The 644-nt window shown below is 53.7% G+C and carries 1 rRNA gene; it reads left to right on the forward strand.

Features of this window, described 5'->3' with window-relative positions:
• A 23S ribosomal RNA gene (locus GFJ36_RS28390) occupies positions 1–644 on the forward strand; the annotation flags it as partial.

The raw sequence follows: 644 nt of genomic DNA on the forward strand, positions 1-644 counted from the left end.
TAAGGAGAGGGGTTAGCGTAAGCGAAGCTCTGAACTGAAGCCCCAGTAAACGGCGGCCGTAACTATAACGGTCCTAAGGTAGCGAAATTCCTTGTCGGGTAAGTTCCGACCCGCACGAAAGGTGTAACGATTTGGGCACTGTCTCAACCAGAGACTCGGTGAAATTATAGTACCTGTGAAGATGCAGGTTACCCGCGACAGGACGGAAAGACCCCGTGGAGCTTTACTGTAGCCTGATATTGAATTTTGGTACAGTTTGTACAGGATAGGCGGGAGCCATTGAAACCGGAGCGCTAGCTTCGGTGGAGGCGCTGGTGGGATACCGCCCTGACTGTATTGAAATTCTAACCTACGGGTCTTATCGACCCGGGAGACAGTGTCAGGTGGGCAGTTTGACTGGGGCGGTCGCCTCCTAAAGTGTAACGGAGGCGCCCAAAGGTTCCCTCAGAATGGTTGGAAATCATTCGTAGAGTGCAAAGGCATAAGGGAGCTTGACTGCGAGACCTACAAGTCGAGCAGGGACGAAAGTCGGGCTTAGTGATCCGGTGGTTCCGCATGGAAGGGCCATCGCTCAACGGATAAAAGCTACCCCGGGGATAACAGGCTTATCTCCCCCAAGAGTCCACATCGACGGGGAGGGTTGG

The sequence above is a fragment of the Bacillus sp. EE-W1 genome (assembly GCF_009760835.1).
Classification (GTDB): domain Bacteria; phylum Bacillota; class Bacilli; order Bacillales; family Bacillaceae_G; genus Bacillus_A; species Bacillus_A wiedmannii.